This is a genomic window from Shumkonia mesophila, assembly GCF_026163695.1.
In the GTDB taxonomy this organism is placed as follows: domain Bacteria; phylum Pseudomonadota; class Alphaproteobacteria; order Rhodospirillales; family Shumkoniaceae; genus Shumkonia; species Shumkonia mesophila.
This window is the reverse complement of the sequence record NZ_JAOTID010000001.1, coordinates 496830-522447: the sequence shown is the minus strand read 5'-3', so window position 1 is coordinate 522447 and position 25618 is coordinate 496830. Positions and strand designations below refer to the sequence as shown.

Here is a 25618-nt window from a genome sequence, read left to right as displayed (position 1 = left end):
CCATGCCCAGCACCGCCCCCCGTGTCGGTTTCTTCGTGACCTGCCTGGTCGACCTCATGCGGCCGTCGGTGGGTTTCGCCGCCGTCAAGCTGCTGGAAGACGCCGGCTGCCGGGTCGAGGTGCCTGCCGAACAGACCTGCTGCGGCCAGCCGGCCTACAATTCGGGCGACCGGGCCGACGCCATCGCCCTGGCCAAACAGGTGATCGCCGCCTTCGAGGGCTTCGATTACGTGGTGGCCCCCTCGGGTTCCTGCGCCGGCATGATCCGCGAGCACTATCCGCGCCTCTTTGCCGGCGACGCGGCGTGGGAGGGGCGGGCCCGCAGGCTTGCCGAACGCACCTACGAGCTCACGGCCTTCCTGGTCGACGTCCTGGACGTCGAGGGTGTGGCGGCCAGGCTCGCCGCCACCGTCACCTACCACGACGCCTGTTCCGGCCTGCGCGAACTGGGCGTCAAGGCGCAGCCGCGCCGCCTGCTTGCCGCCGTCGACGGGTTGACCGTGAAGGAATCGGCCATGGCCGAAACCTGCTGCGGCTTCGGCGGCACCTTCTGCGTCAAGTACCCCGAGATCTCGGAGCGCATGGTCGATACCAAGGCCGAGGATTTGATGGCCACCGGCGCCGACATGGTGCTGGCCGGCGACCTGGGCTGCCTGCTCAACATCGCCGGCAGGCTCAAGCGCAAGGGCTCTGCCATGCAGGCCCGCCACGTCGCCGAGGTGCTGGCCGGATCGCTCGACGCGCCCGCCATCGGCGAGCCCGGGCGGAAGCCCTAGGCCATGGACGCCACCAGCCAGCGCTTTCGCGACAACGCCAGGGGGGCGCTCGCCGACGGCCGGCTCAAGGAATCGCTGGCCAGTTTCACCAAGACGTTCCCCGAAAAGCGCCAGAAGGTGATCGACCGCCTGCCCGAATTCGACGCCCTGCGCGACGAGGGCGTCAGCATCAAGAACCACGTGCTGGCCAACCTCGATTTCTACCTCGAGCGCTTCGAGGCCAAGGCGGCGGCGGCGGGAACGAAGATCCACTGGTGCCGCGATGCCGCCGAGGCCCGCGAGACCATCCTTGCCATCTGCCGCTCCGCCGGTGCCAGGACGGTGACCAAGAGCAAGTCGATGATCGGCGAGGAGATCGCCATCAACGAATTCCTGGAAGCCAATGGCGTGCGGCCGGTGGAAACCGACCTCGGCGAATACATCATCCAGGTGCGCGGCGAATCGCCCAGCCACATCCTGGTGCCGGCCATCCACCTCAAGGGCCCGGACATCGCCGAAACCTTCCGCGAAAAACATACCGCGCTGCCGGCCGGCCGGGCGCTGGACCAGCCCGAGGCCATCCTGCGCGAGGCCCGCACCGTGCTCCGGGGCGAGTTCCTGGCCGCCGACGTCGGGCTGACCGGCGCCAACATGCTGGTGGCCGAGACCGGCTCCATCGTCGTCGTCACCAACGAGGGCAACGCCGACCTGGTGATGAGCCTGCCCAAGGTCCACGTGGCGGTGGCCAGCCTGGAAAAGGTGGTGCCGACGCTGGAGGATGCCGCCACCATCCTGCGCCTGCTGGCGCGCTCGGCCACCGGGCAGGACATCACCGCCTACACCACGTTCGCCACCGGGCCGAAGCGGCCGGGCGACCCCGACGGTCCCGATGAATTCCACATCGTGCTCATGGACAACGGGCGCACCGCCATGCTGGGCGGCGAGTTCCGCGACATGCTGCGCTGCATCCGCTGCGGGGCCTGCCTCAACCACTGCCCGGTCTACGCCGGCATCGGCGGCCACGCCTACGGCTGGGTCTATTCGGGGCCGATGGGCAGCGTGCTGACCCCCAGCCTGCTGGGGGCGCATAAGGCCGACGACCTGCCCAACGCCTCGACCTTCTGCGGCAAGTGCGAACAGGTCTGCCCGATGCGCATCCCGCTGCCGGCGATGATGCGCCACCTGCGCGAGCGCCAGTTCGTTTCCGGCGGCCCGGCCGCCAAGGGCAGGGGCGCGCTGAAGCTGTGGGCCTTCCTCGCCCGGCGGCCGGCCCTCTATCGGCGGGCCATGGCGCTGGGCGTCGGCCTGCTGGCCATCCTCGGGCGCGGCCGCGGGCGCTTCCGGCGGCTGCCGCTGGCCTCCGCCTGGACCGGGCCGCGCGACCTGCCGGCGCCCGAGGGCCGCACCTTCCAATCGCTGTGGGCCGAACGCCGGCGGGGGAAACCCGCCTCCCGAAGTCGTACGGAGGGCCGGCCATGAGCGCCCGCGACGACATCCTAGCCGCCGTGCGCCGCGCCACCGGCGGCGCCGTCGCGCCCGGCCGCCCGGCGGTCGAACAGGCCTTCGCCGCCCGGCTGGCGGCGCCGAGGGCCAACCTTGTCCCCGAACGCGGCAAGGGAACGCCGGCCGAGCTTCTCGTTCGTTTCATTGCCGAATCCGAGGCCGCCGCCGCCACCGTGGCCCGGGTGGCCGGCCGCGCCGGCATTGCGGCCGCCGCCGCCGACTATCTCACCGCCCACGGCCTGTCCCGGCGGGTCCGGGCGGCCCCGGCGCTGAAGGACGTTTCCTGGCCGGAACGGCTCGGCGTCGCCGTCGAATACGGCAGGGCCGACGCCGATACCCCGGTCGGCCTCAGCGTTGCCGTCGCCGGCATCGCCGAAACCGGCACGTTGGTCCTGCCCTCCGGTCCGGCGAGCCCGACCACGCTCAACTACCTGCCCGACGTCCACATCGTGGTACTGGAAACGGCCCGCATCGTCGGCTCCTACGAGGACGCCTGGTCGCGCTTCCGGGCTGAGGCGGCGAGGGGCGACTTCATGCCGCGCGCCGTCAACTGGATCACCGGGCCGTCGCGCTCGGCCGACATCGAACTGATCCTGCTTTTGGGGGTGCACGGGCCGCGCCGCCTGCATATTCTGCTGGTCGATGTGCAAGACGCCTGAACCCGCCTCGCGCAAGCGCCGCGCCAGGGCCGGCCGGCTGAGCCGCGAAGACCTCGCGCTGTGGCGGCGCCTGGCCGCCACGGTGGCGCCGCTGCCCGGCCGCCTGCTGCCGGACCTCGACGAGGAGTTTCCCTCCGAGCCGCTGCCGGTGTCGCCGGTGCCGCCGCCGGCGCCGCGCCGCCGGCCGCGCAAGCCGCCGCTGCCCGAACCGCCGGCTCCGCCGCCGCCGGCGCCGAGCCTGCCCGAGATCGCGCACGGCGACGTCGCCGGACTGGACAAGCGCACCGCCCAGCGCATGCGGCGCGGCCAGTTGCCGATCGAGGCGCGTATCGACCTGCACGGCCTGACCGAGGAGGACGCCCACCGGGCGCTCGCCTCCTTCGTCATCGGCGCCCAGGGGGCCGGCCGGCGTTGCGTGCTGGTGGTCACCGGCAAGGGGTTGCGCCAGGACGGGCGCACCGGCGTGCTGCGCCGCAACGTGCCGCGCTGGCTGAACGAGGCGCCCAACCGGGCGCGCATCCTGGCCTTCTGCCACGCCCAACCCCGGGACGGCGGCGAGGGCGCGCTCTACCTGCTGCTCAAACGGCGGAAATAGGGGAGGGAGAGGGGAAATGACGCCCTTCGGCGAAAAGGTCCGCGCGCTCCGCGCGGCGCGCGGCATGGCGCTCAAGGACATGGCCGCCCACCTCGGCGTGTCGTCGGCCTATCTGTCGGCGCTGGAGCACGGCAACCGCGGCCGCCCGCGCACCGGCCTGATCATGCAGATCTGCGCCCTGTTCGGCCTGATCTGGGACGAGGCCGAGGAGTTGAAGCGCCTGGCCCGGCTGTCGCACCCGCGCGTCGTGGTCGACACCGCGGGGCTCAGCGCCAAGGCCACCGAGCTGGCCAACCTGCTGGCCGAAAACATCGGCGAGCTGGACGAGGAGACGCTGGACTGGGTGCTGGCCGAAATCCGCACCCGCCGCCTGCCGCCCAAGGGGCCGGCGTATTGACACGGCGATGAATCGCCGAGTCTTTTCAACGCAATAACCATAAAATTTTAAGCAATACGCGAGATTGCGTTGCAACATTCGAGACGGCGGCTGGTTTCGAGGCGCCGATCGAATTCCTCCGGGCGATTCAAGGCAATACCCCTAAAGATTAAGGCGAATTGTCAGGATCTGCCAAACCCCGAGCCGTTTCCCGCGATCCGTCATGCCCCGGCGCCAGCTGTTCAGCCCGGGGCATCCAGCCTGCGGGCGCCTGGATTGCCCGGACGGAGCCGGGCAATGACGGGATGGAGAAAGAAATACCCGTGCCCAAGAGTGTGCGCGGGGGTGACGAAAGAGATTGAAGTCGGCCGGCAACCCTCTGATTCGAAGGTATCTTTGACCGCCCGGCGCCTACAGGATGAAGCGGCTGAGGTCGGCGTCCTTGGCGAGATTCGACACCTTGTCGCGCACATAGGCGGCGTCGATGGTGATGGTTTCGCCACTGCGCTCGGAGGCCTCGAAGCTGATTTCCTCGACCAGCTTCTCCATTACCGTCTGCAGGCGCCGGGCGCCGATGTTCTCGACGCCGCTGTTGATGGCGGCCGCCAGGTCGGCGATCTCGTCGATGGCGTCCGCGGCGAAGGAAATCGTGATCCCCTCGACCCCCAACAGGGCCACGTACTGCTTGATCAGCGAGGCCTCGGGCTCGGTGAGGATTCTGACGAAGTCGTCGCGGGTTAGGGCGCGCAGCTCAACGCGGATGGGAAGACGGCCCTGGAGTTCCGGCAGCATGTCGGCCGGCTTCGACATGTGGAAGGCGCCCGAGGCGATGAACAGGATGTGGTCGGTCTTCACCGCCCCGTGCTTGGTGGCCACCGTGGTGCCCTCGATCAGGGGCAGCAGGTCGCGCTGCACGCCTTCCCTGGACACGTCGGCCCCCATGCGCTGCTCGCCGCTGCGCGCCGTGATCTTGTCGATCTCGTCGATGAAGACGATGCCGTGATTCTCGGCCGTCGCGATGGCCTCCTTGACCACCTTGTCCTCGTCCAAGAGCTTGTCGCTCTCCTCGGCCATCAGCACGGTATAGGATTCGGCCACCGTCATCCGCCGGGCCTTGGTGCGCTTGCCGCCGCCGAAGGCCTTGCCCAGCATGTCGTTCAGATTGATCATGCCAAGCTGGCTGCCCGGCATGCCGGGAATGTCCATGGTCGGCAGGCCGAAGCCGGCGGATTCCGCCACCTGGACCTCGATCTCCTTGTCGGCCAGCGCGCCCTCGCGCAGCATCTTGCGGAACTTCTCGCGGGTCTCCTTGCTGGCGTTGTCGCCGACCAGGGCGTCCAGCACCCGTTCCTCGGCCAGCAGCTCGGCCTTGGCCGCCACCTGCTGGCGCAGGCGCTCGCGGGTCATGGCGATGGCGACCTCGATCAGGTCGCGGATGATCTGCTCGACGTCGCGCCCGACATAGCCCACCTCGGTGAACTTGGTGGCCTCGACCTTGATGAACGGCGCCTGGGCCAGCTTGGCCAGGCGGCGCGAGATCTCGGTCTTGCCGACGCCGGTGGGCCCGATCATCAGGATGTTCTTGGGCATGACCTCTTCGCGCAGGGTTTCGTCCAGCTGCTGGCGGCGCCAGCGGTTGCGAAGGGCGATGGCGACGGCGCGCTTGGCGTCCTTCTGGCCGACGATGAAGCGGTCGAGTTCGGAAACGATTTCGCGGGGGGTGAAGCTGGTCATAGGATTTCGACGGTGACGCTCTCGTTGGTGTAGATGCAGATGCCGGCGGCGATCTTCATGGCGCGCCTCGCCACCGCCTCGGCGTCGAGGTCGTCGCGGTCGATCAGCGCGCGCGCGGCGGCCAGCGCGTAGTTGCCGCCCGAGCCGATGCCGATCAGCCCGTCCTCGGGCTCCAGCACGTCGCCGGTGCCGGTCAGCACGAGGGAAACCTTGCGGTCGGCCACCGCCATCATCGCCTCCAGGCGGCGCAGATAGCGGTCGGTGCGCCAGTCCTTGGCCATCTCGACGCAGGCCCGGGCCAGCTGGCCGGGGTACTGCTCCAGGCGGCCCTCGAGGCGCTCGAACAGCGCGAAGGCGTCGGCGGTGGCCCCGGCGAAGCCGGCGATCACCGCCCCGTCGGAAAGGCGGCGCACCTTGGTGGCGTTGGACTTCAGCACGGTCTGGCCGAGGGTGACCTGGCCGTCGCCGGCGATCACCACCTTACCGCCCTTGCGCACCGCGAGGATGGTGGTGCCGTGCCAGGTCGAGGAATTTTCGGAGGCCATCATGTCCATGGGGTTCGGGGAAAGCGGCGCGGCGCGCCGCCGGAGCGGGTTCATGGTCATGATCTAGGCCGGCCGGCCCGCTCCGTCAAGCCGGGCCGGCCGCGGCCCTAGTTGGCGACGGTCAGGCCGCGGGTCTTGTCGATCCCGACGTTGAGCCGCTCCAGCGCGTCGTAGATGGGGATGAAGAAATTCAGGCCCACCGACGTCTCCCCGATGCCGGCGTAGGAAATGCCGACCACGTTGCCGCGGGTATCGAGCAGGGCGCCGCCGCTGTTGCCCGGCTGGATGTCGACGTCGGCTTGGATGTCCTCCAGCCCATGGGTATTGGTGGCGAATTTGCTGACGATGCCCTTGGTGACGGTGCCGGCCAGCGCCTTGTCGAGCGGCGAGCCGACGGCGTAGATCTCTTCGGTGATCCTGACCGGCTCCAGGCGCAACGGCAGCGGCTGATGGCCCGCCGCCTCCACCTGGACCAGGGCGACGTCGCGCTCGGGATGGCGGCGCATCACCTCGCCCAGCACCTTGCGGCCGGTCACCAGCGTGACCCGCATGACGGTCTGGCCGGCGACCACGTGATGGTTGGTCACGATCAGGGTCGGCGAGATGAAGAAGCCCGACCCATGGCCGGCCCCGCCGTCGAGGGTGACGACGGACCGGCGGACGGCGTCGATGTTGTCGGTGATGGTGCTTTGGAAGGGCGGCTGATAGGGGATTTTCAGCGGGGCGTCGGCAACCGCGCGAACGTCGGCAACGGTGCGCGTTCTTTTGCCGAGAAGGTCGACCAGTTTGCGGTCGGCAGCGAGATTGGCCACCGCCTCGGAAAAGGCTTCGGTCAGCAAACCGACTTCGCCGCCCGCTCTCGCTTCCTGGCGCTTGATGGAACCCTTGGTCGTGGTCTCGTAGACGACATTCTGGTCGAACACCGAGAATACCTGCCACAGGACCCGCACCGAGGCTTCGCCGCGGAAGGTCCCGTCGGGTTTCGCGGTCCAGTAGCCCATGACCTCGCAGACGTTCATGCGAATGTCCTCGATCTGGGCGCTGACCAGGTACTCCGGCTTGATCTCCTCGCGCCGGGCCCCGCTGAACAGGTCCTTGGGATCGCCGACGACGTTGAAGTTCGCCAGCGACATTTCCTCGAAGAACAGGTCCTCGAACTCGATGTCGCGCTGCAGCACGCGGCCGCTGTTCCAGACCACCTTGTCCGGGCCGTAAGGATAGCAGGTGATCAGGTCCTTCTCGTAGCCGCCGACGACCGTCCCGCGCCGCAGGTTGATGCTGAGCCGGTTGAACCGCATCGGCGCCAGTTCCTCGCGGTTGGCGATTTCCGCCGCCTGCAGCCTGGGCGCCGTTTCCACGGCGACCATGTTGTGGTTACAGCCCGCCAGCAACGCCGCCGCCATCGCCAGAAAGACGACACGCCCCTCCGTTCGCCCCGCCATCGTCCCCGCTCCTCCCCGTTGCGCCCGCACGATTGTACAGGTCCTCGATGATACACGTGTTTTTGGTGCGCGCAACCGGCGCGAAGCGGCGGGCTTCCGGTTGGCGCAAGTTCCTGATACAACGGGGCTGTCCGCTGCCAAGGAGACGTTCCATGCGCCGCGCCACCGTCGAGCGCAAGACGACCGAAACCCGCATCTCGGCGACCGTCGATCTGGACGGCACCGGGCGCTACGACATCGCCACCGGGATCGGCTTCCTCGACCACATGATGGAGCAGTTGTCGCGCCACAGCCTGATCGACCTGACGCTCAAGGCCGACGGCGACCTGCATATCGACTTTCACCACACCACCGAGGACGCCGGCATCGTCATCGGCGAGGCGGTGAACAAGGCGCTGGGCGCGCGCAAGGGCATTGCCCGCTATGGCACCGCCATCGCGCCGATGGACGAGGCGCTGTCGCGGGTCGCACTCGACGCCTCCAACCGGCCGTACCTGGTGTGGAAGGTGACCTTCGCGCGCGACAAGCTGGGCGAGATGGACACCGAACTCTTCAAGGAATGGTTCCAGGCCTTCGCCCAGGCGGCCGGGCTGACGCTGCATGTCGAGAATTTCTACGGCGACAACAACCACCACATCGCCGAATCCCTATACAAGGCCTTGGCCCGCGCGCTTCGCCAAGCGGTCGAGATCGACCCGCGCAAGGCCGATGCCGTGCCCTCGACCAAGGGGGTCCTGGGCGGCTCTCTCTAGACGGACGGTGGCGACGCACCATGCTCGGCGATTTGAAGCTTTACCAGTTCCAGGGCTCGGGCAACTGCTACAAGGTGCGCCTCGCCCTCCATCAGCTCGGCCGGTCGTTTTCCACGGTCGAGGTCGACGTTCAGGGCGGCGAGACGCGCACGCCGGCATTCCTCAAGCTGAACCCGGCCGGCAAGGTGCCGCTGCTCGATCTCGGCGGCGGCCGCCGGCTTTCGGAATCCAACGCCATCCTGCTGCACTTCGCCGAGGGGACCGCGTTGCTGCCCACCGACCGTTTCGAACGCGCCAAGGCCTACCAGTGGCTGTTCTGGGAACAGTACAGCCACGAGCCCTGTATCGCGGTGGCCCGCTCCCTGATGCATGTCCTCGGCAAGTCGGCAGACGAGGAACCCCGGCTGCCCGGACTGTGGGAGAAGGGGCGGGCGGCGCTGGAGCTGATGCAGACCACGCTGTCGTCCCGCGCCTTCTTCGCCGGCGGCCGCTATTCGGTGGCCGACATCGCGCTCTACGCCTACACCCACGTCGCCCCCGAGGGCGGCTTCGACCTCGAGCCCTATCCGGCCATCCGGGCCTGGATAGAGCGGGTGGCCGCGCAGCCGCTGCACATCCCGATGGATCACGTCACCCGCTAGAAAGGCCGCCGGAAACCCATGCGCATCTATACGGTCCATTTCCGGCCCGACGACGGCGGCGACATCGTGCTGGTCAAGGAAGGCTTCTGCTGGCCGGCGTTCCTGGCCGGCCCGCTGTGGGCGCTGTGGCACGGGCTATGGGTGGTGGCGCTGGGACTGGTCGCCCTCGTCGTTGCCGTCGGCGCGGCGGGCGCCGTGCCTGGCCTCGATGCGGTGACGGCGGCGGCGCTTTCGCTGGGCACGGCGATGGCGATCGGCGGCACCGCCAACGACCTTCGCCGCTGGACGCTGGAACGCCGGGGTTTCTCCGAGGAAGGGGTGGTGATGGGCGGCGGCGAGGACGAGGCTTTGCGGCGCTTTCTCGCCAACGCCCCGCTGCTGACCGGGGGGCTCGGATGACCGTCGCCCTCATCGACTACGGGTCGGGCAACCTGCGCTCGGCCGCCAAGGCCTTCGAGCGGGCCATCCGCGAGGCTGGCTCCGCCGAAACCGTGGCGGTGACCGCCGATCCCGAGGTGGTGCGCCGGGCGGCGCGCGTGGTGCTGCCCGGGGTGGGGGCGTTCGCCGACTGCAAGCGCGGGCTCGCCGCGCTGCCCGGCATGCTGGATGCCCTGACCGAGGCGGTGATCGAGGACGGGCGGCCTTTCCTCGGCATCTGCGTCGGCATGCAACTGATGGCCGAGGTGGGGCGCGAATACGAAGTCAGCGACGGCCTCGGCTGGCTGCCGGGCGAGGTGGTGGCGCTGACGCCCGCCGACGCCGCGCTCAAGATTCCGCACATGGGCTGGAACGAGCTGGTGGTGGCGGCCCCCGATCATCCGGTGCTGGCCGGCATCGAGGCCGGGGCGCATGCCTATTTCGTCCATTCCTACGCCATGCGCTGTGCCGATCCGGCCCACGTGCTGGCCAGCGTGGAATACGGCGGCCTGGTGGCCGCCGTGGTCGGCCGCGACAACCTGGTGGGCACCCAGTTCCATCCCGAGAAAAGCCAGCGGACGGGGCTGCGCCTGATCACCAATTTCCTGGCCTGGAAGCCCTGAGGATTGCCATGGCCATGAACTTCCTGCCCGCCATCGACCTCAAGGACGGCCAGTGCGTGCGCCTCATCCAGGGCGACATGAAACGCGCCACCGTGTTCGGCGACGATCCGGCGGCGCAGGCCGCCGCCTTCGCCGCCGCCGGCTGCACGTGGCTGCACGTGGTCGATCTCAACGGCGCCTTCGCCGGGCGTCCGGTCAACGCGCCGGCGGTCAAGGCCATCCTGGGCGCCGTCGACATGGCGGTCGAACTGGGCGGCGGCATCCGCGACCTCGCCACCATCGAGGGCTGGCTGGCGGCGGGCGTCCATCGCGTCATCCTCGGCACCGTCGCGGTGCGCGATCCCGCCCTGGTCAGGGACGCCTGCCGGCGCCATCCCGGCCGGGTGGCGGTCGGCATCGACGCCCGCGACGGCTTCGTCGCCGTCGAGGGCTGGGCCGAGGTTTCGGCCATGAAGGCGGTGGACCTCGCCCGCGCCTTCGAGGACGCCGGCGTGGCGGCGCTGATCTATACCGACATCGCGCGCGACGGCGCCATGGCCGGGCCCAACATCATGGCCACCCTGGCCATGGCCGAGGCGGTATCGATCCCGGTGGTGCTGTCGGGCGGCGTTTCCTCGATGGCCGATCTGGCGGCCATCAAGGCGGTGGCCGACGGCAAGCTCGAGGGCGTCATCAGCGGCCGCGCCGTCTACGACGGGCGCATCGATCCGCGGGCCGCGGTGGCCCTGCTGGCGGGAAAGGCGGCGGCGCCATGCTGAAGGTGCGCATCATCCCCTGCCTCGACGTCAAGGCCGGCCGCGTGGTGAAGGGCGTCAACTTCGTCGACCTCATCGATGCCGGCGACCCGGTCGAGCAGGCCCGCGTCTATGACGCCGCCGGGGCGGACGAGCTGACCTTCCTCGACATCACCGCCAGCCACGAGAACCGCGACACCCTGTTCGACGTCGTGCGGCGCACCGCCGAGCAGTGCTTCATGCCGCTCACGGTGGGCGGCGGCGTGCGCACGCTGGAAGACATCCGCAAGCTGCTGCTGGCCGGCGCCGACAAGGTGTCGATCAACACGGCGGCGGTGGCCGACCCCGACTTCGTCGGCCGGGCCGCCGAGAAATTCGGCAACCAGTGCATCGTCGTGGCGGTGGACGCCAAGCGCACCGGCGACGGTTTCGAGATCTACACCCACGGCGGGCGCAAGCCGACCGGTATCGAGGCCATCGGCTGGGCGAAACGCATGACCGGCCTGGGGGCCGGCGAAATTCTGCTGACCTCGATGGACAGGGACGGCACCAAGATCGGCTTCGACCTCGACCTGACGCGGGCGATTTCCGACGCGGTGCCGGTGCCGGTGATCGCGTCTGGCGGCGTCGGCACGCTCGATCATCTCATCGACGGCGTGATCAAGGGCCACGCCTCGGCGGTGTTGGCCGCCTCGATCTTCCATTTCGGCACCTACACCATCGCCGAGGCCAAGGCCCACATGCGCAAGGCCGGCATCCCGGTGCGCGAGGACAGGGCGGGATCGTGAACGCCGGGCTCGACCGCCTGTTCGCCGTCATCGAGTCGCGGCGCGGCGCCGACCCCGACGGCTCCTATACCGCCCGGCTGTTCGCCGGGGGGCGGGAAGCCATTGCCGCCAAGCTGACCGAGGAAGCCCGGGAAACGGCGCGGGCGGCGCTGACCGAATCGCCGCAAAGGGTGGCGGCGGAAAGCGCCGATCTTTTGTATCATCTTCTGGTGTTGTGGGCGGAAACCGGGGTTGCCGCCGCCGACGTGTGGGCGGAACTGGGGCGCCGCGAGGGCATTTCGGGCCTGGCCGAGAAGGCGGCCCGCCGTCCGCGCTGAAGTCAGGAAGGGAAAAGAGCCATGGCCTACGACGACAGCAATATCTTCGCCCGCATCCTGCGCGGCGAGATCCCGTGCCAGAAGATCTACGAGGACGGCTTCGCGATGGCTTTCCCCGACATCCATCCGCAGGCGCCCACCCATGTCCTGGTCATTCCCAAGGGGCCCTATGAATCGCTCGACGATTTCTCCGAACAGGGGACCGTGGCCGAGATCGCCGGCTTCTGGCGGGCGGTAGGCGCGGTGGCGCGCCAGCTGGGGGTGGCCGACGCCGGCTATCGCATCCTCGCCAACACCGGTCCCGACGCCGGCCAGGAAGTGCCGCACTTCCACGTCCACGTGTTCGCCGGCAGGCCGCTGGGGCCGATGCTGAAACGCTAGGTCCGGGGATACCGGCACCTCCCCTCTCTTGAAACCGCCGCCCCGGCTCGGGCCGGGGCCTGATGCCATGCCTCCGGGAATAGCCCCGGGACGGCCACAGTCTACCTGTGACCACCCTGGCGGCGGCCCTTGCGATCCGTCGCGGGCGCCGACGACAAGCCGAGAGGAGAATTCATGGCCGATCAGACGACCAAGGATTTCGAGGCGCTGCGCAAGGACTTCACCGCGCTTCGCGCCGAAATGGAAACACTGACCGGAAGCCTGCGCGGGCAGGCCGAGCACGGCTTCGACCGCGCCAAGGCGCATGCCCGGGACGCCGGCGAGCGCATCCAGAACCAGGCCCACCAGGTGCGCGAAGTCGTCGGCGGGCAGATCGAAGAACGTCCGCTGACCGCGCTGCTGTCGGCCTTCGGCATCGGCATGGTCCTGGGCGCCCTGCTGGGCCGCAGGATGTAATCGACGCCGGCACCGGCCGGGGGTGGTGTCCCCTGGCCGCCTCGACCCCTTTACCGGAAGCCCGCGCTCCGCCCCGATGCGGCTGGCGTGTGCGGTCCCCCCCAAACCGGAGAACGAGATCATGAAACCGACGCGGAGAATTCTGTTGCCTTTCGCAGCCGTGATGGCGGCGGTGTCGCTTACCGTCGCCGCATGCGACGACGGCCCGGCCGAACAGGTCGGGGAGAAAGTCGACGAGGCGGTCGACGACGCCGGCGACGCCATGGAGGAGGCCGGCGAGGAGGTCGAGAAGAAGGCCAACTAGCCGCTCAGGCGGCGGCCTCGAGGAAGGCGACGGCGCGGCGCTCCGACCAGTAGAGGTTGTCGCGGTTGCGCTCGACGAACCCCACGTGGCCGCCGCTGATCGGCGTTTCCAGGAACAGCCGTTCGTTGGCCGCCGCCGCCTCGGCCGGATAGCAGCTCGGCGACAGGAAGGGGTCGTCCCGCGCGTTGACCAGCAGCGTCGGCACCCGGATGGCGGCCAGGTGCGGCAGGCTGCTGGCCCGGCGGTAGTAGTCGGCGGCCCCGGCGAAGCCATGCAGCGGCGCCGTGAAGCGCTCGTCGAAGGCGTCGAACGTGGTCATGGCGTCGAGCCCGGCGAGATCCAGGCCGCCGAACAGCCGGTGCTTCAGACGGGCCTTGGCCCTGAGGCTGCGCAGGAAGTACTCCATGTAGAGCCGGTTGCACGGGCGCGCCAGCACGCGGGCGCCGCCGGCCAGGTCGCAGGGCACCGAAAAGGCGACGGCGGCGCGGACCGCCGCCGGCACCCGGTCGGGATCCTCGCCCAGGTATTTCAACACCTGATTGCCGCCGATGCTGAAACCGACCAGGACGGCGTCGGCATAGGCGCGCCGACCGAGCCCGTGGGCCAGCACGGCATGCAGGTCGGCGGTGTCGCCGCTGTGGTAATAGCGCGGCAGGCGGTTGGGTTCGCCGCTGCAGCCCCGGAAGTTCCAGGCCAGCACGTCCCAGCCGCGGCGGGTCAGCGCGCGGGCCATGCCGGCCACGTACTTCTTGCGGGCGTGGCCTTCCAGCCCGTGCAGGATCACCGCCAGGCGCGCCGGCCCCTTGCCTTCCGCCCGATGCCAGTCGAGGTCGAGAAAGTCGCCGTCGGCCGTGGCGATGCGCTCGCGGGCCGGGCTCACCTTCGGCATGGGCCGGAAAAGCACGGGATAGACGGTCTGCACATGGCCGTTCCACAGGACGAACGGCGGCCGGTAACCGGAATGGGCCAGGACGGGCATGCCTTCTTGGTAGCGCCGGCGGAGGATCGTGTCAAAGCCCTTGCCGGCCGCCATTGGCACATGGCTTGCGTAGGAAATGGGGCCGGCCCAAGATAGGCGGTCGGTCGGCTGGCGCATCAGGTGTCGGCGATTGCGTTCTGTCACGGAGGGAATGTCATGAAGAAAGTTCTGTTGGTTGCCACGGCCATGGCTTTCGCGCTGTCCGTCGGCGGCGTGTCGATCAGCACACCGGCCTTCGCCCAGTCCGACAAGGACAAGGCGGCCCTGGCCGAATGCAAGAAGCTGGCCGATCCCAAGGCCAAGGACGAATGCGTCAAGCAGGCCGGCGCCAAGGCGAAGGCCGAGAAGACCGAGAAAGCGAAGACGACGGAAAAGGCGAAAAAGACGGAAAAGGTCAAGACCGAGAAGGGCAAGAAGTAGGCGTCAGGCGCGTATCCCATGGTATGATAACAGCCCGGCCCGGCGGCAGCCTGCGGCCGGGCCGGACAACGAGGAGAGGGGTTCCCATGAACGTCGTTCGCATCGTCCTCGCGATCTTCCTGCCGCCGGTGGCGGCGTTCCTCACGGTCGGACTCGGCCTCCACTTCTGGCTCAACCTCATCCTGACGCTTTTCTTCTTCGTGCCCGGCATGGTCCATGCCCTGTGGCTGGTGGTGAAGCGGGCGCAGAGGGTGGGGCCGACCGGGGCCTGAGCCGCCGCAATCCCGAATGTGCATTGAGCCTGCCGATGGGACACAGGGAGGGGTCGGAGCCCCAGAACATCTACGACGATCCCGAGTTCTTCGCGGGCTATAGGAACCTGCGGCGGACGGGCACGGGGTTGAACGACGTTCTCGAGCAACCCGCCCTATGGTCGATGCTGCCGGACTCCCTCGAGGACCTGCGCGTGCTCGACCTGGGATGCGGGTTCGGCGATTTTGCCAGGAAGGCGCGGGGGTTGGGCGCGCGCTCGGTGGTGGGCGTCGATATTTCGGCAAGAATGCTGGCCTGCGCGGCCGAGCAGACCCGCGATGCCGGGATCGCATACCGCTGCGAAAGCATCGAGCGGCTCGATCCGGAGGGGGAACCATTCGATGTGGTGGTGTCGTCTTTGGCCCTCCACTACATCAGGGATTATGCCGCCGCCGTTGCGCGCGTGGCGGGCGTCCTCGTCGCGGGCGGACGGTTCGTCTTTTCGGTCGAGCACCCCATCTGCACCGCCCTTGCCCGGCAGCGATGGGTACGCGACGACCTCGGCAATGCGCTCTATTGGCCGGTCGACGACTATCGGTCGGAGGGTGAACGAAGGACCCGGTGGTTCGTGGATGGGGTGGTCAAGTATCACCGCACCATCGAGACCTATGTGAACGGGCTCATCAAGGCCGGCTTTGCCATCCGGGGACTGAAGGAACCGGAGCCCGTCGACGGCCCATCCTCAAAAGCAATCCCGGAGATCGAGCTGCATCGCCGCCGCCCGCCCTTTCTGATCCTCGCCGCGGACCGACAACGGGAGTCCGTGCATTCGTCCTGACCGGATGGGGCATCCGCCAAGGGCGGCGCTCAAGTCTTCCCGCCGCTTCGCCGGTAGGTCTCCAGCGCCTGCGGCATCAGCTGCTGAAGGCGCTGGATGCGCTGCTCGGGGCCGGGGTGGGTCGACATGAACACCGGCGGCCGGTCGCCCTGGGCCTGCATCTTCTGCCATAGCGCGACGGCGGCGCGTGGGTCGTAGCCGGCCTTCGCCATGCTGGTAAGGCCGAGGCGATCGGCCTCCAGCTCCTGGTTGCGCGAATAGGGCAGCAACAGGCCGACCTGCGCCCCCATCCCCAGCAGGCTGGCGACCGCCTGCGGATCGGTGCCGCTGGCCGAGCCCAGGGCGATGCCAGCCAGGTTGACGCCCAGCTCGGTCGCCGCCTGCGAGTTGACCCGCTCGGCGGCGTGATTCTCGTCGACGTGACCGATCTCGTGGCCCATCACGGCGGCCAGTTCGGCCTCGCCCGCGACCAGCTTCATCATGCCTTCGTAGACGCCGATCTTGCGGTTGGGAAGGGCGAAGGCGTTGACCTCCTGGCTGGCGAAGACGACGATCTCCCACTCGGCCGGATTCCGGCCGCTGGCGGTCAGCAGCCGGGCGGCCACCTGCTGGGCCGTCCGCTGATAGGCGGCGTTTTTGCTGGCGGGTTCCTCCTTGCGCAGCTGCTCCCAGCTCTGCTGGCCCATCGCCACCACCTGCTCCTCGGGGACCAGGCGCAACCCCAGACCGGTGCTGTCGGCCGCGCAGCCGGCGGCGGCAAGCGCGAGACAGGCTATGGCGGCGCCGGCCACATGGCGTCCCCGGCGGCAGGGGCGGTCAACGAATGGCATGGGCATCCCTCCTGACACAACGCGGCGCTCCCGCTGCTTAAGTGTGATAGGCCGGAAGGAATAGCAAGCGCGCCCCGCCTCAGGGGCGCCCGGCGCCAGCCAACGCCCGTCCCGGTACGATGCGGCGGTACGAAAGCGCTTCGGCGACGTGCAGGCGCCTGACGCCCTCGGCCCCGTCGAGGTCGGCCAGCGTGCGCGCCACCCGCAGCACGCGGTGATAGCCACGCGCCGTCAGCTTCAGCCGCTCGGCGGCCTCGCTTAGCAGCCGGCGGCCGGCCTCGTCGGGGGCGGCGACCCGTTCCAGCAGGCGGCCGTCGGCCTCGGCGTTGGTGCGCGGCGTCGGCCCGTCGCCGCCGTTTCCGGCGTAGCGCGCCTTCTGGCACGCCCGGGCGGCGGCGATGCGGGCCGCCACCGCCGCCGAGCCCTCGGCGGCGGGCGGCAGGGCGAGGTCGGCCGGGCTCACCGCCGGCACCTCGACGTTGAGGTCGATGCGATCGAACAGCGGCCCCGAGATCCTGGCCTGGTATTCCTGCGCGCACTTGGGGGCCCGGGCGCAGGCCTGGGCCGGATCGTCGAGGTAGCCGCAGCGGCAGGGATTCATGGCGGCGACCAACTGAAAGCGGGCCGGATAGGTGACGTGGGCGTTGGCCCGGGCCACCGTGGCGCGCCCGGTTTCCAGGGGCTGGCGCAGGGATTCCAGCACGGCGCGCTGGAATTCCGGCAACTCGTCGAGGAAAAGAACGCCGAGATGGGCCAGCGACACCTCGCCCGGCCGGGCGCGCTGGCCGCCGCCGATGAGGGCCGGCAGCGAGGCCGAATGGTGGGGGTCGCGAAAGGGCCGGCGGCGCACCAGCCCGTCCTCGGAAAAAGTGCCGGCCAGGCTGTGGATCATGCTGACCTCCAGCGCCTCGGCGGCGTCCAAGGGCGGCAGCAGGCCGGGGAGTCTCGCCGCCAGCATCGACTTGCCGGCCCCCGGCGGGCCGACCATCAACAGGTTATGCCCGCCGGCGGCGGCGATCTCCAGCGCCCGCTTGGCGGTTTCCTGGCCCTTGATGTCGGCGAGGTCGGGGTAGTGCGCGTGATCCGCCGCCAGCCTCGGCTGTGGCCGGGCCAGCAGCTGGGTTCCCTTGAAATGGTTGATCAGGGCCAGCAAGTTGGAAGGCGCCAGCACCGCCAGATCGCCCGCCCACGCCGCCTCGCCGCCCTGGGAGGCCGGGCAGATCAGGCCGCACTCGCGGGAATTGGCGTGGATGGCCGCCGGCAGCACGCCCGACACCGCAGCCAGCGCGCCGTCGAGCCCCAGTTCGCCCAGCGCCACATAGCCGGCGAGCTCGTCGGCCGGCAACGCCCCCATGGCGGCCAGCACGCCCAATGCAATCGGCAGGTCGAAGTGGCTGCCTTCCTTGACGAGATCGGCCGGCGACAGGTTGACGGTGATGCGCTTGGGCGGCAGCGCCAGCCCCAGGGCGTGCAGCGCGGCGCGCACCCGCTCGCGGCTTTCCCCCACCGCCTTGTCGGGCAGGCCGACTACGGAAAAGGCCGGCAGGCCGGAAGCCAGCTGCACCTGGACGTCGACATCCAGCACCTCGATGCCGGCAAAGGCGACGGAGCCGACCCTGGCGACCATGCGAAAACTCCCAGTGTTGCCCTTCCGTTCTAGCCGGGACGGGCGACAAAGGCCAGGGGAATTCGCGTTTGGGGAAGACCGGGGCCCGTCGCCGCGACAGGATGATGACAGGTTCGGCTGTTATACTCGCGCCAATGGAACCGCCTCGGAATAAGGGCGGCCAATGACAGGGATCGACATCATGGACCTATTGACGGCGCGTTCCGGCGTCCTTTCCGGCGTCCCCGCCATCGCCGATCGGGCGGCGGCATCCCCTCTGGATGGCCCGCCAGGCTTTTCGCGAAGCGGACGGAAGTAACGTCGATGCCGGGCGGCGTCGACGCCTGCGCCAACACGAGTTCGACCTAGCGTTAGGCCGCCGGGGGCCTCGTCGCGCGGCGGTTTTCTGTTTCGGCAACATTTCGACGAGAGCACACTTAGCGAGGAGGGAGACCAAATGAACGTCAAACGGACATTGTTCAGTAGCCTGGCGGCATCGGTTCTGATGCTCGATGCCTCGGGCATGGCTATGGCGGCAGACTGGAAACCCCAACGGCCGATCGAGATCATCGCGCCGGCCGGGCCGGGTGGCGGATGGGATCTGCTGGCCCGCGCCGTCCAGAAGTCGCTGACCGAAGAGAAGCTGGTGGATCAGCCGGTTCTCGTCACCAACAAGCCGGGTGGCGGCGGCGCCTCGGGATGGACGTACCTCAAGGGCAAGTCGGGGCAGGGCGAATTCCTTGCCGCCAACTCGCCGCTCATCCTGCAGAACAACATCCTCGGCAAGAGCGAACTGACCTTCAAGGACTTCTTCATGGTCGCCAACCTGATGACCGAGTGGGAAGTCGTGGCGGTCAAGGCCGATGCGCCGTGGAAAGACGGGAAATCGTTCTTCGAGGCCATGAAGAAAGACCCCGGCAGCATGCACGTCGGCGTCGGCCCGGCGCTGGGCAACGACGACCACATCCAGTTCCTGACGCTGACCAAAGCCTTCGGCGCCGATCCCAAGGCCATCAAGTTCGTGGTCTACCCCAACACCGCGGCCGAACAGATCCCCGCCCTGCTGGGTGGCCACATCAAGGCCATCACCATCAGCATGGCCGAGGTCATGGAGCAGGTTAAGGCCGGCAACATCCGTCTCTTGGGCGTCAGTTCGCCCGAGCGGGTCGCCGAGATTCCCAACGTTGCGACCTGGAAGGAACAGGGCGTCGACTTCGTGTTCCCGCACTGGCGCGGCCTCCAGGCGGCGCCGGGCCTGTCGGCCGAACAGCAGAAGTTCTGGTCGGACACCGTGGCCAAGATGGTGAAGACGGAGACCTGGAAGAAGACCCTCAAGAACCTCAACTGGGAATCCTATTTCCAGCCCGCCAAGGAGTACACGAAGTTCCTCGCGGACCAGGACACGTTGATGAAGACCAGCCTGAAGGACGTCGGTCTCGTCAAATAAGCAAGTAAAGGTCATTCCGTTTGTCGGCCGGCAGGACGGGGCAGAAGCCCGTCCTGCCCCGACGATGTGGGCGGACACAGACATACGGGGAGTGTCGAGAATGGAGAACCGATTCACGAAGGACACCATTACGGGTGTCTTCTCGGTCGTTGTTGGGTCCGTCTATCTGATTTCAACAACGACCATCCCCATCACGGCGGCGGGCGACCAGGTCGGACCTAGGGTTTTCCCGTACATCATCGCCGTGCTGGTGATCGGTTGCGGCCTTTGGTTGCTCGCGAAGGAATTCCTGAGCAAGAACCGGCAGCCCTTCTCGTGGGGTTTCATCGCCGACCGGTGGGTGTGGGTCCGCATCCTGCTGACGATGGCCGCGGGCATCTGCTACGGGCTCGTTCTCGACGGCCTCGGGTACCTCATCGCCACCTTCCTGTTCATGATATTCGTGTGCGAGCTGATCAACATCGGCCGACACAGACAGAACCTGATCATTGCGACAGCCTTTCCCATCGTCACTTTCGTCTCCTTCGCCCTGCTCCTGAAACTCAGCCTTCCACGGGGCATTCTTGGCGCCGTTCTGCCATTCTGACGGGGGATGAACCATGGACGCCATTTTTCATAATCTGCTGCTCGGCCTCGACGTCTCGGTCACAGCCTCCAACCTCGTTTGGGTGTTCATCGGCGGGCTTTTGGGAACGATCATCGGCATGCTGCCCGGCCTCGGCCCGGCCACCGGCGTTGCCATCCTCATTCCGATCACCTACGGGATGAACCCCGGGACCGCGCTCATCACCATGTGCGCCATTTACTATGGCGCCATGTTCGGAGGATCCCGCGCCTCGATCATGATCAACACCCCCGGCGACGCGTCGGCCATCGTGTCGTGCTTCGACGGCTACCCCATGGCCAAGAGCGGCCGCGCGGGAACGGCCTTGGCCATTTCGGCCATCGCGTCCTTCGTCGGCGGCATGATCGGCATGGTTTTCCTCATCTTCCTGACCGAACCGGTCGCCATGGCGGCCCTGCAATTCGGGCCGGCGGAAAAATTCTCGCTCATGCTGTTCGCCTTGACCGCCACGATCACGCTCGCCGAAGGCAGCATCATCAAGGGCTTTCTGGCCATGGGGCTCGGCTTCATGCTGGCCACCATCGGCATCGACGGCCAGTCCGGCGCCATTCGCTTCACCATGGGCATCAACGACCTGCAGGACGGCATCGACTTTCTCGTCGTCATGATCGGGCTCTATGCGGTCTCCGAGGTCTTCAAGAACTATAAAACGCTCGATTTCGTCTTCGACGTCGATCACAGGAAGATCGGCAAGGTGTGGGTGACGATGGCCGAGTTCAAGCAATCGTTCATGCCCATGATGCGGGCTTCGCCGATGGGATTCCTGGTCGGCGTCCTGCCGGGCGCCGGCGGCACCATCGCCACCTTCATGTCCTATGCGGTGGAGAAGGCTTTCAGCAAGCATCCCGAGAAGTTCGGCAAAGGGGCCATCGAAGGCCTGGCCGGCCCCGAGGCGGCCAACAACGCCTGTTCCTGCGGCGCGCTGGTCCCCCTGTTGACCCTGGGCATCCCCGGATCGGGGACGACCGCGGTGATGTTGGGCGCGCTCATGATGCTGGGCGTCCGCCCCGGCCCGATCCTTTTCCAGCAGCACCCCGAGATCGCGTGGGGGGTCATCGCCTCGATGCTGGTCGGCAATGTCATGCTGCTGATCATCAACCTGCCGTTGGCCGTGCCGCTGGTCCGGCTGCTCAAGATTCCGCCGCGCATCATGCTGCCGCTTATTCTCGGCATGGGCTACATGGGGACCTATTTCCTCAACTACAGCGCTTTCGATTTCATCCTGGTTTCGATCTTCGCGCTGGCCGGCTATGTTCTCAGCATGCTGTCGGTTCCCATCCCGCCCCTGGTCCTGGCCCTGATCCTGGGCGGCATGACCGAAGAGTCCTACCGGAACGCCATCACCATTTCCAACGGCACGCTGGAGATCTTCTACCAGAAGCCGATCTCGCTGGCGTTCCTGATCCTGGCCCTCATGTCGCTGGCCTACGGGCTGATAAGGCACAAGAAGACGCATCGGAAGCAGGCCTGAACGGCAGGTCCGTCGAGCGCCACGGCCGATACCGGCTTTTGCCGCTCCACCCGCGCGGTTGCGGGTGGGGCGGCGTGCCCGCGCGGAACCGGCGTTCCCCTCCGAGTTATCCATGGCTGCGCTCGCCACGTCCCGCCATCGACATGGCCGAAACCGTTCTCAAGCACTCGAGGGACGGCGACATCAGGAAGAACGCGGAGAAGACGATCAGGGACCGGAAAAAGGACACCGAGGACCTGACCAAACTGATCGGGAAGCACGGGAAGTAACCTCGACGGAGGGCAGGCCGAGGGAACGGCCTCAGCCGACCACCCGGTTGCGGCCGCTGCGCTTGGCTTCGTAGAGGGCGGCGTCGGCGGTCCGCGTGGCGGCCTGCCACGATCCGCCGTCCTCGGCGGTGGCGACCCCGATGCTGACCGTCACCCCGATGGTCCGCCCGTCGTGAGGGACCGAAAGGGCGGCGACGGCGGCGCGCAGGCGCTCGGCGACCTGCCGGGCCGCGGCGCCGTTGGAGCCGGGCAGCAGGGCCATGAACTCCTCGCCGCCCTGGCGGCCCAGCACGTCGTCGCGGCGCAAGGCCTCCGCCGCCGTCCGGGCGAAGGCCTTGAGCACGGCGTCGCCGGCGTCGTGGCCGTAGGTGTCGTTGACCCGCTTGAAGTGGTCGAGGTCCATGACCAGGACCGACAGCGGATAGAGGTGCCGGGCGCTGCGCGCCATCTCGCGCGCGATGGCGGCCTCGAGCGCGTGGCGGTTGAGCAGGCCGGTCAGCGGGTCGTGGCTGGCCAGCCGCTCGAGATTGAGATGCAGGCGCCGGGAGGTCATCGCCGCGAACCCGAAGGTGAGGCCGAGCGAGGCCAGGGTGACGTCGACGAAGACGATGGCATGCAGCGTGCTCGGCGCGAACAGGCCTTCCATGGTGCCGTCGGCGAGGACCGCCCCGGCGCGGATCAGAAGCGGAACCCCGTGCAGCACGAACACCGCCGCGGTCAGCCCCTGGGTGAGGCGCATCCCGGGCGGCGCGCCGACGACCAGCCGGCCGGCGCACCACAGCGCCATGGCCCCGAGCAGGGCGGAGATGACGACGACGCGGGCGCCGATGTTCTCCGCCCCATAGGTGAAATAGAGCGAAGAGGCGAACATCGCGAGGGTCGCGACGGCCACCCAGCCGACGCTGCCCCGCCGCCCGGTGAAGGCGTTGACGCCGACGACCGCCAGGCCGTATCCGGCGACGAACACCACGTTGGCCACGACGATCGAGAAAAAGTCGGGGATGAGCCCGCGCAGCCAGATCAACAAAAAACCGGCGGCGACCAGGGCAGCGCCCAGCGCCCAGGGACGGCAGGCCCGCTCGTGCGGAATGGTTCGCCACAGCACGACCATGGCGATGGCCATGAATACCATCGTCAGGGTCGAAATGAAAAAAAGGGTGCGGATGTCGAGTTGGATCATGCGAGGACGGGGTCTTGCCGCAAGACGTCGTCCACTCCGGCGTCGCGGCGGAAAAGAGGCCCAGACATAGCACCGCCTGCCGAACGAGGCACCAAAAAGCGCACGCCGCGACCGGCCACCGGCAAGCGAGAAATGGTCAGGGCGTACAGGGTTTGCTAATGTGCCGGCCAACCGGGCGGAAACGCCACGTCATCGAAATGCGGCGACGGCGTCCGGCATCTTGAGTGTGGATACGACAACATCATGTTATCAAAGAAGAAACAGTTCATCGCCACGCTCAACGTCCTGCTGGCCGTCGGCTTTCTCGCCACGAGTTTCGTCAGCTATTTCGTCGCCCACGATTCGCTGACCGAACAAATCGCCGAAAGCACGCTGCCGCTGACCAGCGACAACATCTATTCGGAAATCCAGCAGGACCTGCTTCGGCCCATCTTCATCTCTTCGCTGATGGCCCAGGACACCTTCGTGCGCGACTGGACGCTGGACGGCGAGCAAAACCCCGACCGGATCGTCCGCTACCTCAAGGAAATCAAGGATCGCTACGATGCCGTGACAAGCTTCTTCGTGTCCGACAGAACGCGCTTCTACTATTACACCGACGGCATGCGCCGCGAGGTCGACGAGGAGAACCCGCGCGACGCCTGGTACTTCCGCGTGCGGGCGATGAGCGAGGAGTACGAGGTCAACGTCGACACCGACGAGGCCCACCAGGACGCCATCACCATCTTCATCAACTACCGCGTCCGCGACTACGCCGGCCGGTACATCGGCGCCACCGGGGTCGGGCTGTCGGTGTCGGCGGTGAAAAAGCTGCTGGAGACCTACCAGAACCGCTATGGCCGGCGCATCTATTTCACCGATCGCCAGGGCAACGTCACCCTGCGCGGCTCCAGCTACGACGGCCCCGCCAATTTGCGCGACACCCCCGGGCTGGCCGCGCTGGCCACCCAGATCCTGGCCACCCCCAGCGGCTCCTTCACCTACAAGCGGAACGGCGAGACGGTCTTCCTCAACAGCCGGCTGGTCCCCGAGTTCCAGTGGTACCTGCTGGTCGAGCAGGTGGAGGACCTGGCGCAGTCGCGCATCCTCCACACGCTGTTCGGCAACCTGCTGGTCTGTCTCGCCATCACCGGCGTCGTGCTGTTCGTCGCCAACTTCACCCTCAGCGGCTATCAGCGCCGCCTGGAGGAGATGGCGACCACCGATCCGCTGACCGGGGCGGCCAACCGCCAGGTTTTCGACCTCATGTTCGACCAGGTGCTGAAATCGGCGAAGCGGCGGGACGGCACGATATCGGTGATGATGTGCGATCTCGACCAGTTCAAGCAGGTCAACGACGATTACGGTCACCAGGCCGGCGACCTGGTGCTCCAGGCGGTGGCCGAGACGGCGCGCGAATGCATCCGCGAAACCGATGTCATCTGCCGCTGGGGGGGCGAGGAATTCCTGTTCCTGCTGCCCGACTGCGGTGCCGAAAAGGCCCTCGAACTGGGCGAGAAGATCCGGCTTGCCGTCGAGAACCGGCCGGTCACCTATGGGCGCGATGAAATCCGCGTCACCGTCAGCCTGGGCATCGCCGAGCTACGCCCGGGCGAGCGGCAGGGCGACCTCGTCAAGCGCTGCGACATCGCCCTTTACGCCGCCAAGGCCGCCGGCCGCAATCGGGTGAAGCAGGCGGCGTAGGGGCGTCTATCTCCGTGCCGCCGCCCGCCGGCGCTCGATGGCGTCCCAGATCAGCGCCTCGATGGAGGTGCCGTCGAAGCGGCCGATCTCCTGGATGCCGGTCGGAGAGGTGACGTTGATTTCGGTGAGATAGTCGCCGATGACGTCGATGCCGACGAAGATCAGGCCCATTTCCCTGAGCGTCGGACCGATGGCCGCGCAGATCTCGCGGTCGCGGGGGGTGAGGGCCGCCCTCACGCCGGTGCCGCCGACGTGGAGGTTGGATCGCGCCTCGCCGGCCTGCGGCACGCGCAGCAGTACGCCGGCCGGCTCGCCGTCGACCAGGATGACGCGCTTGTCGCCCTGGCGCACCTCGGGGATGTAGCGCTGCACCATGACCGGCTCGCGCGACAGCCCCTCGAACATCTCGAGCAGCGAATTCAGGTTGTCGTCCTCGGGCTTGAGGTGAAAGACGCCGAAGCCGCCGTTGCCGTAGAGCGGCTTGACGACGATGTCGCCGTGCTCGGCACGGAAGGCCTTGATGCGGGCCCGCTCGCGGGTGATCAGCGTCGGCGGCAGCAGCTCGGGGAAGCGCAGCATCAGCAGCTTCTCGGGGGCATTGCGGACCTGGGCCGGATCGTTGACCACCAAGGTGCGGGGGTGGATCAGCTCCAGCAGGTGAGTGGTGGTGATGTAGGCGAGATCGAACGGCGGGTCCTGGCGCAGCAGCACGACGTCGGCCTCGGCGCCGAGATCGAAGTCGACCGCTTCGCCGAGGGTGAAGTGGTTGCCCCGCTCGCGACGCACTGTCAGCGGGCGGGCGAAGGCCATCAGCCGTCCGGCCCCGTAGGCGAGGTCGGCGGGCAGGTAGTAGAACAGCCTGTGCCCGCGCCGTTGCGCTTCGAGGGCCAGCGCGAAGGTGCTGTCGGCATCGATATTGATGCCGGCGATCGGGTCCATCTGGATGGCGACGGTCAGGGCCATGGGCGTCCTCGGCGGTAAAAGGGGGGGGTCCGG

General features: G+C 68.1%; 30 protein-coding genes. 22 read left to right on the top strand and 8 right to left on the bottom strand.

Annotated features, from left to right (window positions below):
• The first annotated feature begins 2 nt into the window (after positions 1-2).
• From ODR01_RS02320 to ODR01_RS02300, 5 genes are read left to right on the top strand one after another with little or no spacing between them, the layout of a single operon-like run.
• Positions 3-776 (top strand): (Fe-S)-binding protein, encoded by a 774-nt coding sequence (locus ODR01_RS02320; RefSeq protein WP_316975974.1) that lies wholly within the window; start codon positions 3-5, stop codon positions 774-776.
• A 3-nt stretch (positions 777-779) separates the two neighbouring features.
• Positions 780-2234, top strand: coding sequence for a LutB/LldF family L-lactate oxidation iron-sulfur protein (locus tag ODR01_RS02315; RefSeq protein ID WP_316975973.1), 1455 nt, complete (start codon positions 780-782; stop codon positions 2232-2234).
• Positions 2231-2917 carry a LutC/YkgG family protein gene (locus ODR01_RS02310; protein WP_316975972.1) on the top strand — a complete coding sequence of 229 codons (687 nt, stop codon included), beginning with the start codon at positions 2231-2233 and terminating at the stop codon, positions 2915-2917. Before ODR01_RS02315 ends, ODR01_RS02310 begins: the two co-directional genes overlap by 4 nt.
• Positions 2901-3512: a Smr/MutS family protein gene (locus ODR01_RS02305; RefSeq protein WP_316975971.1), complete on the top strand. Its 612-nt coding sequence runs from the start codon at positions 2901-2903 to the stop codon at positions 3510-3512. The genes ODR01_RS02310 and ODR01_RS02305 overlap by 17 nt, the downstream gene beginning before the upstream one ends.
• A 16-nt stretch (positions 3513-3528) precedes the next feature.
• Positions 3529-3909: a helix-turn-helix domain-containing protein gene (locus ODR01_RS02300; protein WP_316975970.1), complete on the top strand. Its 381-nt coding sequence runs from the start codon at positions 3529-3531 to the stop codon at positions 3907-3909.
• Between the two features lie 390 nt (positions 3910-4299).
• On the opposite strand, the gene hslU is transcribed toward ODR01_RS02300, so the two are convergent.
• The 3 genes from hslU to ODR01_RS02285 form a co-directional block, all read right to left on the bottom strand.
• Positions 4300-5622, bottom strand: a complete 1323-nt coding sequence (hslU, locus tag ODR01_RS02295; RefSeq protein ID WP_316975969.1) for an ATP-dependent protease ATPase subunit HslU — start codon at positions 5620-5622, stop codon at positions 4300-4302.
• Positions 5619-6167, bottom strand: coding sequence for an ATP-dependent protease subunit HslV (hslV, locus tag ODR01_RS02290; RefSeq protein WP_394356805.1), 549 nt, complete (start codon positions 6165-6167; stop codon positions 5619-5621). The genes hslU and hslV overlap by 4 nt, the downstream gene beginning before the upstream one ends.
• A 107-nt stretch (positions 6168-6274) precedes the next feature.
• Positions 6275-7609, bottom strand: a complete 1335-nt coding sequence (locus ODR01_RS02285) for a S1C family serine protease (protein WP_316975968.1) — start codon at positions 7607-7609, stop codon at positions 6275-6277.
• Between the two features lie 152 nt (positions 7610-7761).
• Between ODR01_RS02285 and hisB the strand changes: the two genes are divergently transcribed.
• The 10 genes from hisB (at position 7762) to ODR01_RS02235 (ending at position 13022) form a co-directional block, all read left to right on the top strand.
• Positions 7762-8361 (top strand): imidazoleglycerol-phosphate dehydratase HisB, encoded by a 600-nt coding sequence (hisB, locus tag ODR01_RS02280; protein WP_316975967.1) that lies wholly within the window; start codon positions 7762-7764, stop codon positions 8359-8361.
• Between the two features lie 20 nt (positions 8362-8381).
• A complete protein-coding gene (locus tag ODR01_RS02275) occupies positions 8382-9002 on the top strand; it encodes a glutathione S-transferase family protein (RefSeq protein WP_316975966.1) in 621 nt (206 codons plus the stop codon).
• 18 nt (positions 9003-9020) lie between these two features.
• Positions 9021-9401 (top strand): DUF2628 domain-containing protein, encoded by a 381-nt coding sequence (locus ODR01_RS02270; protein WP_316975965.1) that lies wholly within the window; start codon positions 9021-9023, stop codon positions 9399-9401.
• Entirely contained in the window at positions 9398-10042 is a 645-nt protein-coding gene (gene hisH, locus ODR01_RS02265) for an imidazole glycerol phosphate synthase subunit HisH (protein WP_316975964.1), read from the top strand. The genes ODR01_RS02270 and hisH overlap by 4 nt, the downstream gene beginning before the upstream one ends.
• 14 nt (positions 10043-10056) lie before the next feature.
• Positions 10057-10800 carry a 1-(5-phosphoribosyl)-5-[(5-phosphoribosylamino)methylideneamino]imidazole-4-carboxamide isomerase gene (gene hisA / locus ODR01_RS02260; RefSeq protein ID WP_316975963.1) on the top strand — a complete coding sequence of 248 codons (744 nt, stop codon included), beginning with the start codon at positions 10057-10059 and terminating at the stop codon, positions 10798-10800.
• Positions 10794-11564 (top strand): imidazole glycerol phosphate synthase subunit HisF, encoded by a 771-nt coding sequence (hisF, locus tag ODR01_RS02255; RefSeq protein WP_316975962.1) that lies wholly within the window; start codon positions 10794-10796, stop codon positions 11562-11564. The genes hisA and hisF overlap by 7 nt, the downstream gene beginning before the upstream one ends.
• Positions 11558-11881 carry a phosphoribosyl-ATP diphosphatase gene (locus tag ODR01_RS02250; RefSeq protein WP_394356804.1) on the top strand — a complete coding sequence of 108 codons (324 nt, stop codon included), beginning with the start codon at positions 11558-11560 and terminating at the stop codon, positions 11879-11881. The genes hisF and ODR01_RS02250 overlap by 7 nt, the downstream gene beginning before the upstream one ends.
• Positions 11882-11902: 21 nt before the next feature.
• Positions 11903-12262 carry a histidine triad nucleotide-binding protein gene (locus ODR01_RS02245; protein ID WP_316975960.1) on the top strand — a complete coding sequence of 120 codons (360 nt, stop codon included), beginning with the start codon at positions 11903-11905 and terminating at the stop codon, positions 12260-12262.
• A 174-nt stretch (positions 12263-12436) separates the two neighbouring features.
• Positions 12437-12718 (top strand): DUF883 family protein, encoded by a 282-nt coding sequence (locus tag ODR01_RS02240; RefSeq protein ID WP_316975959.1) that lies wholly within the window; start codon positions 12437-12439, stop codon positions 12716-12718.
• Between the two features lie 145 nt (positions 12719-12863).
• Complete coding sequence (locus ODR01_RS02235; RefSeq protein WP_316975958.1) at positions 12864-13022, top strand: hypothetical protein; 159 nt, start codon at positions 12864-12866, stop codon at positions 13020-13022.
• A 4-nt stretch (positions 13023-13026) separates the two neighbouring features.
• Here ODR01_RS02235 and ODR01_RS02230 read toward each other — a convergent pair whose 3' ends face one another.
• On the bottom strand, positions 13027-14145 hold the full coding sequence (locus tag ODR01_RS02230) for a YheT family hydrolase (RefSeq protein WP_316975957.1): 1119 nt from the start codon (positions 14143-14145) through the stop codon (positions 13027-13029).
• A 12-nt stretch (positions 14146-14157) separates the two neighbouring features.
• Between ODR01_RS02230 and ODR01_RS02225 the strand changes: the two genes are divergently transcribed.
• The 3 genes from ODR01_RS02225 (at position 14158) to ODR01_RS02215 (ending at position 15511) form a co-directional block, all read left to right on the top strand.
• Complete coding sequence (locus ODR01_RS02225) at positions 14158-14421, top strand: hypothetical protein (protein ID WP_316975956.1); 264 nt, start codon at positions 14158-14160, stop codon at positions 14419-14421.
• Between the two features lie 86 nt (positions 14422-14507).
• Positions 14508-14693: a YqaE/Pmp3 family membrane protein gene (locus ODR01_RS02220; RefSeq protein ID WP_316975955.1), complete on the top strand. Its 186-nt coding sequence runs from the start codon at positions 14508-14510 to the stop codon at positions 14691-14693.
• Positions 14694-14728: 35 nt separating this feature from the next.
• Positions 14729-15511 (top strand): class I SAM-dependent methyltransferase, encoded by a 783-nt coding sequence (locus ODR01_RS02215; RefSeq protein ID WP_316975954.1) that lies wholly within the window; start codon positions 14729-14731, stop codon positions 15509-15511.
• A gap of 29 nt (positions 15512-15540) precedes the next feature.
• Here the strand turns inward: ODR01_RS02215 and ODR01_RS02210 are convergent, their stop codons facing one another.
• Both ODR01_RS02210 and ODR01_RS02205 read right to left on the bottom strand, forming a co-directional pair.
• On the bottom strand, positions 15541-16341 hold the full coding sequence (locus ODR01_RS02210; RefSeq protein ID WP_316975953.1) for a M48 family metallopeptidase: 801 nt from the start codon (positions 16339-16341) through the stop codon (positions 15541-15543).
• Positions 16342-16420: 79 nt separating this feature from the next.
• Positions 16421-17968, bottom strand: a complete 1548-nt coding sequence (locus ODR01_RS02205) for a YifB family Mg chelatase-like AAA ATPase (protein ID WP_316975952.1) — start codon at positions 17966-17968, stop codon at positions 16421-16423.
• A 436-nt stretch (positions 17969-18404) separates the two neighbouring features.
• Between ODR01_RS02205 and ODR01_RS02200 the strand changes: the two genes are divergently transcribed.
• The 3 genes from ODR01_RS02200 (at position 18405) to ODR01_RS02190 (ending at position 21490) form a co-directional block, all read left to right on the top strand.
• Positions 18405-19394 (top strand): tripartite tricarboxylate transporter substrate binding protein, encoded by a 990-nt coding sequence (locus tag ODR01_RS02200; RefSeq protein ID WP_316975951.1) that lies wholly within the window; start codon positions 18405-18407, stop codon positions 19392-19394.
• A gap of 100 nt (positions 19395-19494) precedes the next feature.
• Positions 19495-19980, top strand: coding sequence for a tripartite tricarboxylate transporter TctB family protein (locus ODR01_RS02195; RefSeq protein ID WP_316975950.1), 486 nt, complete (start codon positions 19495-19497; stop codon positions 19978-19980).
• Between the two features lie 13 nt (positions 19981-19993).
• Complete coding sequence (locus tag ODR01_RS02190; RefSeq protein WP_316975949.1) at positions 19994-21490, top strand: tripartite tricarboxylate transporter permease; 1497 nt, start codon at positions 19994-19996, stop codon at positions 21488-21490.
• 300 nt (positions 21491-21790) lie between these two features.
• On the opposite strand, the gene ODR01_RS02185 is transcribed toward ODR01_RS02190, so the two are convergent.
• Complete coding sequence (locus ODR01_RS02185) at positions 21791-22939, bottom strand: GGDEF domain-containing protein (protein ID WP_316975948.1); 1149 nt, start codon at positions 22937-22939, stop codon at positions 21791-21793.
• 243 nt (positions 22940-23182) lie between these two features.
• Between ODR01_RS02185 and ODR01_RS02180 the strand changes: the two genes are divergently transcribed.
• Positions 23183-24622 (top strand): sensor domain-containing diguanylate cyclase, encoded by a 1440-nt coding sequence (locus tag ODR01_RS02180; protein ID WP_316975947.1) that lies wholly within the window; start codon positions 23183-23185, stop codon positions 24620-24622.
• A gap of 6 nt (positions 24623-24628) precedes the next feature.
• Here the strand turns inward: ODR01_RS02180 and gshB are convergent, their stop codons facing one another.
• Positions 24629-25585, bottom strand: coding sequence for a glutathione synthase (gshB, locus tag ODR01_RS02175; RefSeq protein WP_316975946.1), 957 nt, complete (start codon positions 25583-25585; stop codon positions 24629-24631).
• Between the last annotated feature and the right edge of the window lie 33 nt (positions 25586-25618).

Excerpts from the sequence above, each read along its gene's own strand:
- ODR01_RS02320 (WP_316975974.1), top strand. The coding sequence starts at position 3 with ATGCCCAGCACCGCCCCCCGTGTCGGTTTCTTCGTGACCTGCCTGGTC.
- ODR01_RS02315 (WP_316975973.1), top strand. The coding sequence starts at position 780 with ATGGACGCCACCAGCCAGCGCTTTCGCGACAACGCCAGGGGGGCGCTC.
- ODR01_RS02310 (WP_316975972.1), top strand. The coding sequence starts at position 2,231 with ATGAGCGCCCGCGACGACATCCTAGCCGCCGTGCGCCGCGCCACCGGC.
- ODR01_RS02305 (WP_316975971.1), top strand. The coding sequence starts at position 2,901 with ATGTGCAAGACGCCTGAACCCGCCTCGCGCAAGCGCCGCGCCAGGGCC.
- ODR01_RS02300 (WP_316975970.1), top strand. The coding sequence starts at position 3,529 with ATGACGCCCTTCGGCGAAAAGGTCCGCGCGCTCCGCGCGGCGCGCGGC.
- hslU (WP_316975969.1), bottom strand. The coding sequence starts at position 5,622 with ATGACCAGCTTCACCCCCCGCGAAATCGTTTCCGAACTCGACCGCTTC.
- hslV (WP_394356805.1), bottom strand. The coding sequence starts at position 6,167 with ATGGCCTCCGAAAATTCCTCGACCTGGCACGGCACCACCATCCTCGCG.
- ODR01_RS02285 (WP_316975968.1), bottom strand. The coding sequence starts at position 7,609 with ATGGCGGGGCGAACGGAGGGGCGTGTCGTCTTTCTGGCGATGGCGGCG.
- hisB (WP_316975967.1), top strand. The coding sequence starts at position 7,762 with ATGCGCCGCGCCACCGTCGAGCGCAAGACGACCGAAACCCGCATCTCG.
- ODR01_RS02275 (WP_316975966.1), top strand. The coding sequence starts at position 8,382 with ATGCTCGGCGATTTGAAGCTTTACCAGTTCCAGGGCTCGGGCAACTGC.
- ODR01_RS02270 (WP_316975965.1), top strand. The coding sequence starts at position 9,021 with ATGCGCATCTATACGGTCCATTTCCGGCCCGACGACGGCGGCGACATC.
- hisH (WP_316975964.1), top strand. The coding sequence starts at position 9,398 with ATGACCGTCGCCCTCATCGACTACGGGTCGGGCAACCTGCGCTCGGCC.
- hisA (WP_316975963.1), top strand. The coding sequence starts at position 10,057 with ATGAACTTCCTGCCCGCCATCGACCTCAAGGACGGCCAGTGCGTGCGC.
- hisF (WP_316975962.1), top strand. The coding sequence starts at position 10,794 with ATGCTGAAGGTGCGCATCATCCCCTGCCTCGACGTCAAGGCCGGCCGC.
- ODR01_RS02245 (WP_316975960.1), top strand. The coding sequence starts at position 11,903 with ATGGCCTACGACGACAGCAATATCTTCGCCCGCATCCTGCGCGGCGAG.
- ODR01_RS02240 (WP_316975959.1), top strand. The coding sequence starts at position 12,437 with ATGGCCGATCAGACGACCAAGGATTTCGAGGCGCTGCGCAAGGACTTC.
- ODR01_RS02225 (WP_316975956.1), top strand. The coding sequence starts at position 14,158 with ATGAAGAAAGTTCTGTTGGTTGCCACGGCCATGGCTTTCGCGCTGTCC.
- ODR01_RS02220 (WP_316975955.1), top strand. The coding sequence starts at position 14,508 with ATGAACGTCGTTCGCATCGTCCTCGCGATCTTCCTGCCGCCGGTGGCG.
- ODR01_RS02215 (WP_316975954.1), top strand. The coding sequence starts at position 14,729 with ATGGGACACAGGGAGGGGTCGGAGCCCCAGAACATCTACGACGATCCC.
- ODR01_RS02210 (WP_316975953.1), bottom strand. The coding sequence starts at position 16,341 with ATGCCATTCGTTGACCGCCCCTGCCGCCGGGGACGCCATGTGGCCGGC.
- ODR01_RS02205 (WP_316975952.1), bottom strand. The coding sequence starts at position 17,968 with ATGGTCGCCAGGGTCGGCTCCGTCGCCTTTGCCGGCATCGAGGTGCTG.
- ODR01_RS02200 (WP_316975951.1), top strand. The coding sequence starts at position 18,405 with ATGAACGTCAAACGGACATTGTTCAGTAGCCTGGCGGCATCGGTTCTG.
- ODR01_RS02195 (WP_316975950.1), top strand. The coding sequence starts at position 19,495 with ATGGAGAACCGATTCACGAAGGACACCATTACGGGTGTCTTCTCGGTC.
- ODR01_RS02190 (WP_316975949.1), top strand. The coding sequence starts at position 19,994 with ATGGACGCCATTTTTCATAATCTGCTGCTCGGCCTCGACGTCTCGGTC.
- ODR01_RS02185 (WP_316975948.1), bottom strand. The coding sequence starts at position 22,939 with ATGATCCAACTCGACATCCGCACCCTTTTTTTCATTTCGACCCTGACG.
- ODR01_RS02180 (WP_316975947.1), top strand. The coding sequence starts at position 23,183 with ATGTTATCAAAGAAGAAACAGTTCATCGCCACGCTCAACGTCCTGCTG.
- gshB (WP_316975946.1), bottom strand. The coding sequence starts at position 25,585 with ATGGCCCTGACCGTCGCCATCCAGATGGACCCGATCGCCGGCATCAAT.